The organism is Streptomyces huiliensis (assembly GCF_020037025.1).
Classification (GTDB): Bacteria; Actinomycetota; Actinomycetes; order Streptomycetales; family Streptomycetaceae; genus Streptomyces; species Streptomyces huiliensis.
In genome coordinates, this window is the sequence record NZ_JAIQLH010000323.1 from 1 (window position 1) to 7,492 (window position 7,492).

The 7,492-nt window shown below is 70.4% G+C and carries 6 protein-coding genes; 1 reads left to right on the forward strand and 5 read right to left on the reverse strand.

The window, feature by feature from the left end:
• Nucleotides 1-197 precede the first annotated feature (197 nt).
• Nucleotides 198-524: a hypothetical protein gene (locus JNW98_RS36755; protein ID WP_308015694.1), complete on the forward strand. Its 327-nt coding sequence runs from the start codon at nucleotides 198-200 to the stop codon at nucleotides 522-524.
• A 32-nt stretch (nucleotides 525-556) separates the two neighbouring features.
• Here the strand turns inward: JNW98_RS36755 and JNW98_RS32345 are convergent.
• From JNW98_RS32345 to JNW98_RS32365, 5 genes are all read right to left on the reverse strand, one after another.
• A protein-coding gene (locus tag JNW98_RS32345) for an IS5 family transposase (RefSeq protein ID WP_223771871.1) occupies nucleotides 557-1,436 on the reverse strand; the annotation gives its coding sequence in 2 pieces (ribosomal slippage) (nucleotides 557-1,313 and nucleotides 1,312-1,436; 882 coding nt in all).
• 599 nt (nucleotides 1,437-2,035) lie between these two features.
• The gene (locus JNW98_RS32350) at nucleotides 2,036-3,031 is read right to left on the reverse strand and encodes a TniB family NTP-binding protein (RefSeq protein ID WP_223771872.1); all 996 of its coding nucleotides are present in this window, start codon (nucleotides 3,029-3,031) and stop codon (nucleotides 2,036-2,038) included.
• A 119-nt stretch (nucleotides 3,032-3,150) separates the two neighbouring features.
• The gene (locus JNW98_RS32355; RefSeq protein ID WP_223771873.1) at nucleotides 3,151-5,280 is read right to left on the reverse strand and encodes a TnsB C-terminal domain-containing protein; all 2,130 of its coding nucleotides are present in this window, start codon (nucleotides 5,278-5,280) and stop codon (nucleotides 3,151-3,153) included.
• Entirely contained in the window at nucleotides 5,277-6,179 is a 903-nt protein-coding gene (locus tag JNW98_RS32360) for a TnsA-like heteromeric transposase endonuclease subunit (protein ID WP_223771874.1), read from the reverse strand. Before JNW98_RS32360 ends, JNW98_RS32355 begins: the two co-directional genes overlap by 4 nt.
• 211 nt (nucleotides 6,180-6,390) lie before the next feature.
• A partial coding sequence (locus tag JNW98_RS32365; protein WP_223771875.1) for a DNA-binding protein occupies nucleotides 6,391-7,492 on the reverse strand: 1,102 nt, incomplete at its 5' end.

Consider the following 7,492-nt stretch of genomic DNA (forward strand, 5'->3'; position numbering starts at 1 on the left):
TTTACGGGACAGCCTTTAGGGCTTGTCCGGTGGGTCCGTGCTGGGTGGACAGCCGATGTGCCAGCTCGCGACCTTGGCTTCCGGTTCTACTCTCAGCCATCTCTGGGCTGGAATCACCCCCCAGTAGCCGCTCTGGAGCTCGCCCCTGTCATGATCACCAGCAGGTCGGTACCGTGCCGACCAGAGGAGGGAGAGTTGTGTCCGCTGATGACTGGGACGCCCAGCTCGGAATCAACACCGGCCAAGCCGCTTACCTGAACGCGAACGTTCGCTATCACAACGTTGGCAACGCCCCTGTCTATAACGTGTCCCCCAGCACCCCAATGGTCATCTCCGCCGAGAGCGCGCCTGCCGAAGCCCCTGCCGACCTGGGCGAAGGGCAGAATGCTCTTGCTCTGGGCATAGCGGACGGCGTGCCGGTCCTCAAGGTCGAGGGGACCGAAATCCCTCATCTCATTCCCGTTGTCGACGCGTCCGGAAACGTCCTGGCGACGTACAAGGTCGAGCCCGCACAGCAGTCCTGATCCTTGCCAGAAGCTGTCCGTGCGGCATGACGTCATGAGCGGAGCCATAGGCGCACGGCAGCGACGGTTACGGTGCCATGAAAGACGTACGCTCGCTTGTCAAAGCGCGTGGCTACAGCCCGAAGTCCCTTCAAGGCACTGATTGTCCGCTCGACTTCGTTGCGGCGCTTGTAGATCGTGTCAGCAAAGCCGGTGGGCCGGCCACCCGCGCTACCGCGGCGCTGGCGGTTGGCCTGCTGGTTGGCCGGCTCCGGAATGGTGTGCTTGATCTGCCGACGCCGCAGGTACCGGCGATTTCGGCGCGAGCTGTACGCCCGGTCCGCGCAGAGACGGTCGGGGCGGGTCCTCGGGTGGCCGCCGCCCAGGCGAGGAACACGGATGAGGTCCAGGACCGGGATCATCTGTGGGGCATCGCCCCATTGACCTGGCGTAAGTACGAAGGCGAGAGGCCGTCGGCCACCCTCACTGGCTAGGTGAATCTTGGTCGTGAACCCTCCGCGTGAACGTCCCAGCGCCTCGTCAAGCCGGTGCCGGACCGGCTGACGGCGGCGCCCTGGAACGTTCGGGGCACACTTACGGGCTCCTGCGGCATGCTGGTGGGCACGGCACACGGTCGAGTCCACGCTGACAAGGCTCCAGTCAATGCGGCCTTCCGTATCGGCCCTGGCCTGGAGAGCACGGAAGATCTTTTCCCATGTACCGTCAGCCGACCAGCGCCGATGACGGTCATGAATCGTCTTCCACGCTCCAAAACGGAGCGGGAGGTCCCGCCAGGGAATCCCAGTCCGGCCGGAACAGGATGCCGTTGATCACCACGCGGTGATCTTTCCAGCGGCCACCCCGACCCGCGTTCTTCGGCAAGTGCGGCTCCAGCCTCGCCCATTCCTCGTCCGACAAGTCACCCCGCCCCACGCCTCCCGAAACGATCCTCTATCTGTATGGTCACTCGACCCCTCGGACAGGCCCTAGGCCCATTCTGCCGAGCTGCGCCGCTGCGCGGAGAAGATCCACGTAGGTGAGTGAAAGCAAGGTTGGGGCGCGTCTTCACACAGGTCTCGAGTGCCGCGGCACCGGGCGCTCGCCGACTACCTGGCTCGGTTGCTGGAGCCGCGCGACCCGTCCGCCCGCCGCAACGGTGTCAAGGCGCTCCACATTGGGCTGGTTGAACCCGCGGAGGAGCGGGAGAGGTTCTTCGGCTCCTCCGAGACCGCCGCGGTGGTGCCGCTGCCGTCGTTCCACGGGGCGGACGGGTTCGATTGCGGCGTCTTACGCAGTCGCGAGGCGGCGGTGGGGTAACACTGGTGGGGGTGTGAGTTGAGGTGTTGTGGGTGGTGTGTGCTGGGATGTTGCAGATCGGGTGAGAACCGGTGGGGGTGGTCTTTGCCGGGGTGTTGGGTGGGCTGGCCTGTGGGTGTTGCGGGTTCGTTGAGAGAAGCTCGGGCTGTTGCACTTACCTTCTGCGTCTAATGGCGCTGTTCGTGTTCATGCTGGTCAAGGGGTGTTGTGCCTGGTCAGCGTGGTGTGGTGCGGGGGCGGTTCCGGGCCGGGGTGGTGGGGCGGTGGTGTTGTTCGGCGAGATGGTCCAGGCGCACAGCATCCAGTGACGTCTTGGTGATGCGTTCGGTGCCGTCGAGGATGCTGGTGATCGCTGCTTGGCGGATGAGGCGGGTCAGGCTCCCGATGCGGCCCGCGGTGCGCTGGTGGAGGTATGAGGCGTGGCGGGGGAGGGTCCCGGGCCGGTGCGCTCTCAGGTCGAGTGCGGCTTCCACTCCCGTGATCAGCTCGCGGAAGGGTTCATGTTTCCCGGATCGTGCGGGGAATGCCCCGCATTCCACCAGGCTGGCGCGTGCGGCGAGTTGTGCCCCGCGGACCCCGCTGAACAGGGCGGTGCTGGTGACGTCGATGCCCGCGTACACGAAGGTCGCCCGGATGCGTTCGGTGAGGTCTTTGAGCAGGTCGGCTGTTTCGGCACCGGTGGTGGTGCGGGGGTTGAGCCGGTGGATCTCGTCGATGAGGATGAGGCGCACGCCGGCCTGGTTGTAGGTGTGGCAGACGGCGTCGGTGATCGCCGCTTGTGTCATGCGGGTGGTGAGGGGGATGCCGAGGTAGCGGGCGAACTCGGTGGCGAGGGCTTTCGCGCTCGCGCCGGGCGGGACCAGCACGTAGGCGACCGGGACCTGGGCACGCGCGGACCGGGCCGGTTGGGGATGGCCCCTGGTGTGGGCGAGGTGGCAGGCGCGCCCGACATGCAGGAGCGCGGTGGTCTTCCCGGCCGCTGCGGGGCCGGTGACGATCAGCGAGGGGCGGGCGGTGGTCTGCTGGTGCCGTCCCAGGATCATCAGCGTGCGCACACTGGTGGTGAGGGTGTCGATCACCGGGGTGCGGACGGTGACGAACGCGGAGTGGTAGGCGAGGCGTTCCTCCTCGCTGCGTTCCCCTTCGCCGGGTGCGGGCGGGGCCGGGGGAGGGGTGGTGGCGAAGTGCTGCCAGCCTTGCCAGGTGGTCACCGGCCACACTGCGCCGGCCGGGCCCTCGCCGGCTGTCCCGCCCGTCCCCCGCATGCTCTGCCCGCCCGCACCCGTGCCTGTCTTCGTGACGGCGCGGGGCGTGCCGGGGCCGTGGTGGTCTACCACTTGAGGGCCTCCGTCTGGGCGTCGTAGAGCCCGTACCCGGTCACAGGAGCGGCCGGGCCGTCTGGTGCTTCGCCCTCGGCAGGGCCTTCGGTGTCTTGGTCGAGGTCGTCGAGGCTGTCCTGTCCCGTCTCCGTGGCCGGCACGCTTGGTTCCTGCGCCTGCGTATCGGGCTTGGGATGTGGTGGTGGGGGAGTGCGGACGGTTGCGGCGCGGGCGAGGAGGTGCTGCTCGGTGCGGGTGGCGGATCCGGCACGTGCGCGGCGCATGAGCTCATCGAGGGCCTCGGCGAGGCGGGCCTCGTACACGTCGTGGTCCGCCTCGTGCGTGGTGATGGTCTTCAGGTACTGCCAGGTGCGGTCGTTGAACGGCTGGTGGGCGTGGTCGCGGTGGATCCACGGGATCTCTGCCAGGCCGAGCCCGGGCAGGCGGACCCAGATCTGGCGGACGTCGTGGGGGTTGGTGTGGACTTCCCATTTCCCGCCGCGGGCCGCCACTTCGGAGCTCTGCCCCCGGTGCAGGCCGAGCAGGTCGTGGTCGTAGGTGCGGTGGTGCAGGCGGATCCCGCGTTCGGTGATGGCCTGCCACCGCACCGGCAGCAGCTCCAGGTAGTCGCTCCCGCTCAGCGGTACCGGCACGTACCCGGCGACCGCGACCAGGGCGGCCCACATCTGGTTCGGGGTCAGCGCGATCTTCGGGAGCACGGGGTGGCGCAGGCCTTCGTGGGGGCGGTGGTGCCAGTGCACGAGCCATTCATCGAGGAGGTCCTGGAGCTGGGCGACGCTGTAACACGCGTCGCGCGCGACATCCCTGCCGCGGCGGGTGACGTCGGAGCCGGTGTAGCCGGGCAGGTGCTGGCAGAACAGGGTGTTGATCGACCCGAAGGTCCGCTCCACGATGCTCTTGGCCGTCGGCGCGAAGGGCGGGGCGGCCTGCACACTGATCCCGAGGGCTTCACACGCCCCCGTGAACGCCCTCGACAGGTACACCTTCCCCCGGTCCACCACGATCGTCTCCGGCACGGCCACCGGCCGCGCGGCCGCGCCTTCGAGGCGCTCGTCCAGCGGCAGCAGCCGCTCCCGGGGCAGCACCGTGCTGTGGGCGAAGCGCAGGGCGTCGGGCCACGACGGCCTCGCCGGATGCGGGACGGCCATCTCCGCCAGCAGCAAAGCCGCGTCCACGGCCTGCGTCCCGCCCGGGCACAGCACGGCCGCGAGGATCGCCCGGGTGGCGACGTCGACGGCGATGGTGAGTTCGGGCCGACCCAGGCTGCCGTCCTCGAAGAGCGCGAGGACGTCGAGGCGGGTGGTGTCGATCTGGACCTGCTCCCCGGGCCGCAGCGCCACGGTCGGGGTGAACTTACGCCCGTCTTCCGTGATCGGCGGATTGCGGACCCGGTGCGCGGGATGGTCGGCGGGGTGGGCGAGCTGGTGGACGAGCCGGTAGAAGGTGGCCTGCGCAGGCAGGGGCACCGTATCCCCGTGCCGGTCTTTGAGGAGCTGCGCGACCAGCGGCATCAGCGCTTTGACGGTGCCCTTGGAGCGCCCCCGCCGCCCGCGCAGTACGTCCTTGACCGCGGCGACGACCCGCTCGTCCTGCCGTCCGCCTCCGTTAGGGCTGCGGGTGGTGCGGTGGTCGACCAGCCCCCACAGTCCCTGCTTGCGGTAGGCCAGCCGCATGCGCTGCACCGTCGTCCTCGACACCCGCCCAAAGCCCAGAGCCGTCAGCTCCTGCGCTTTGGCCTGCTCCCGCTGGGCCAGGGTCCACCGGTCCGGGTCGTACTCCGGGCGCACCGTCCCGCCGCTGCCCACCCCACCGGGCAGGCCACACTCCACCTCCCGGATGTGCCGCTGCCAGGCCAGAGCCTTCTCCCGCGCCGCGGCAGGAGCGGTCTCGAACAGCCCCCACTGCGGCACCGCCTGAGGCTGCTCCGCTTCCGCACCCAGTACCGCGAAGCCGGCGTCGGCGAACAGGTGCCCGGCCAGCACCACCTCATCCGCTCCGTCCTCGCCGGCCAGATGGAAGCGCTGCCCGGCCAGCGCGACGACCTGCCACCGCACCCCACGAAATCGGACGTGCGCTCCGAGGGCCACCACCGGCCGCCCGCCCCGCCGCACGCTGCTCACCCTGCCTCCCCGCCCCGGCCGCTGCTGGTACTGCCACGGCCTGCGCCGCCACCAGGACCCACGCCATCACCGTCGGCCTCCGGGGCCTGCGCTTCGCTGGCACCCTCGCCCGCACCGCCGTCTTCGGCACCACTACGGCCAGCGCCCTCTTTCCGCCCGGCGGCGGATTCTGCTCCGCTCCCGGCAGCGTGGACCAGGACGTGTTCGTGCAGCGGAACATCCAGCGGCGCCGTCAGCTGCCCGGCCCACAGGGCATGGAATACAACGGGGAGGACCTCGATCGGGTCGCCGGCCGCTTCGACGCCCTCCATCAGCGGCCGCGGCTGTGCGAACGCCTCCCGCACCGCCGCTAGCCCCTTACGGCCCTGGTTGCGGGGATGCCGGTAGCCGGCCAGCCACTTCACGTTGGCCTCGACCACCTCGTCCAGCCGCTCAAGCCGCCGGTAGACGAACCCCACCCGCGCACACGCTTCCGCCACCGCCGCCGCGGCCTTCATGGCCCGTTCACCACCGGCCTCGGTGTGACTGGGGCAGTCGGCCAGCAGGCCGGTGCCGTCCGCGTACCGGGCGAAAAGCTGCGGCACCCACGAACGCACCCGCCCCCCGCCATCGCGCCACAGCAGCCGCACCGGCCGCCCCGCCATGCCGACCACTCGCGGATCACGGTCAAGGACCATCAGCTGGACTCGCATCGCGTTCGACCCCGAAGCCACATGCCGCCCACAGGTCGCCGACCACCACAGACCCGGACCCCACCTGCGCCCCGGTACGACCGGGAACGCCGACACCGGATCCAGCTCCTCGAAAGCCACCGCGACAGCCGCGTCCGCCCACCGCTGCTGCACCACCCGCCCCACCGGATCAAGGAACACTGCCTCGAACCCCGCCGCGACGTCCACCTCCGCCCGCCCGGGCCCGCCACCGGCCCCGGCTGCCGCACTCTCGCCGATCACCCGCCCCAGCCAAACCGCATTCCCACCGTGCCGGGGGCGCTTCCCGTGTTCTGGCCCCACGCCACCACGCGATGCGATAAAGCCCCCTGCCCCACGACAGCGAGACCTGCACACACCGCGCCCCGCACCCTCCACCAGCAACACCCGCCCTGTCCGGCTACCGGCCTTCCCCGTCCCTGTACGACCCGAGGACCTCCGCTGCCTCATCCACGGACATCCGGGCCCACCGGGCCACCTCCTCCATCCCCACCCCGGCACTCACCGCCGCCACCATGACCCGCAGCAGCGCCTGGTCGAGCAGTTCAAGACCCCGGCCAAGGCCCTGCAGCAGGTACTGCGCCGCATCCGCGGTGGTACCGCTCTGCGCGCCACGCAGCTGCAGCAACTGCTCCTCCGCGTCACCCAGCAGGTTTTCGATCAGGAACCGCTGTTCCGCGGACACCACAGCGCGCCAGTTCGTGCCGGAACCGGGCGTCTTCCTCTCCTTGGACACAGCACGCAACCCGGCGGCCATGGTCGACGGCTGGTGTTCCTGGCGCACCCACCACAGGTTCTCGTCGAACCGCGCGAACGGCCCGGGCCGCCCTCCGGAGTGGCGGCGCCGGCGGATCACGGTCCCCATCCACGCAAGCAGCGGGCCCCCGTGGTCGACCGCCACCAGCGGCCCCAGCCATGGACGCCCCACCCGCTCCCCGAGCCGGCGGCAGAACTCCCCGTCCGCAGGCAACGGCCGCGGACGCTCCCCGCCGCTGTCCGCCCACACTCGCTGCGCCATGACGGGATCCAGCAGTGCATCCGCGACCGCCACCACCTCTGGGAAGATCACCGCATCCCGCCCCACCACCCGCCACCACTCCAGATCACTCCCCGCGTTGCCGCCCGCGACCTGGTGCAGGCGGCGCGGCCAGATCTCCTCCCGCTCCCACCCGTACGCCCCCTCCCACCACCGGGCCACCACCGCATACGCCAACGCGAACACCTCACCCGCATCAGCTCCCGCCCGTGCCGCACGCCGGGCCACCCCGCACCACCGCCGCTGCGCCGCAGCCATCTCCGGGATCCCACGCAGATCCAGGTGCTCCAGCTTCTGATCGGCGTCCGCGTCCAGAGCCCACCGCCCGTGCCGGATGCACACCCGCTCCCACCGCTGCGCGTACCGCACCACCCGCACCGCAGCCCCGGTACGCCGCGCCGTACACAACCGGCACCCGAACGCCACCGGCCCCACCACCGCACCCCCCACCCGCCACACACCCCGC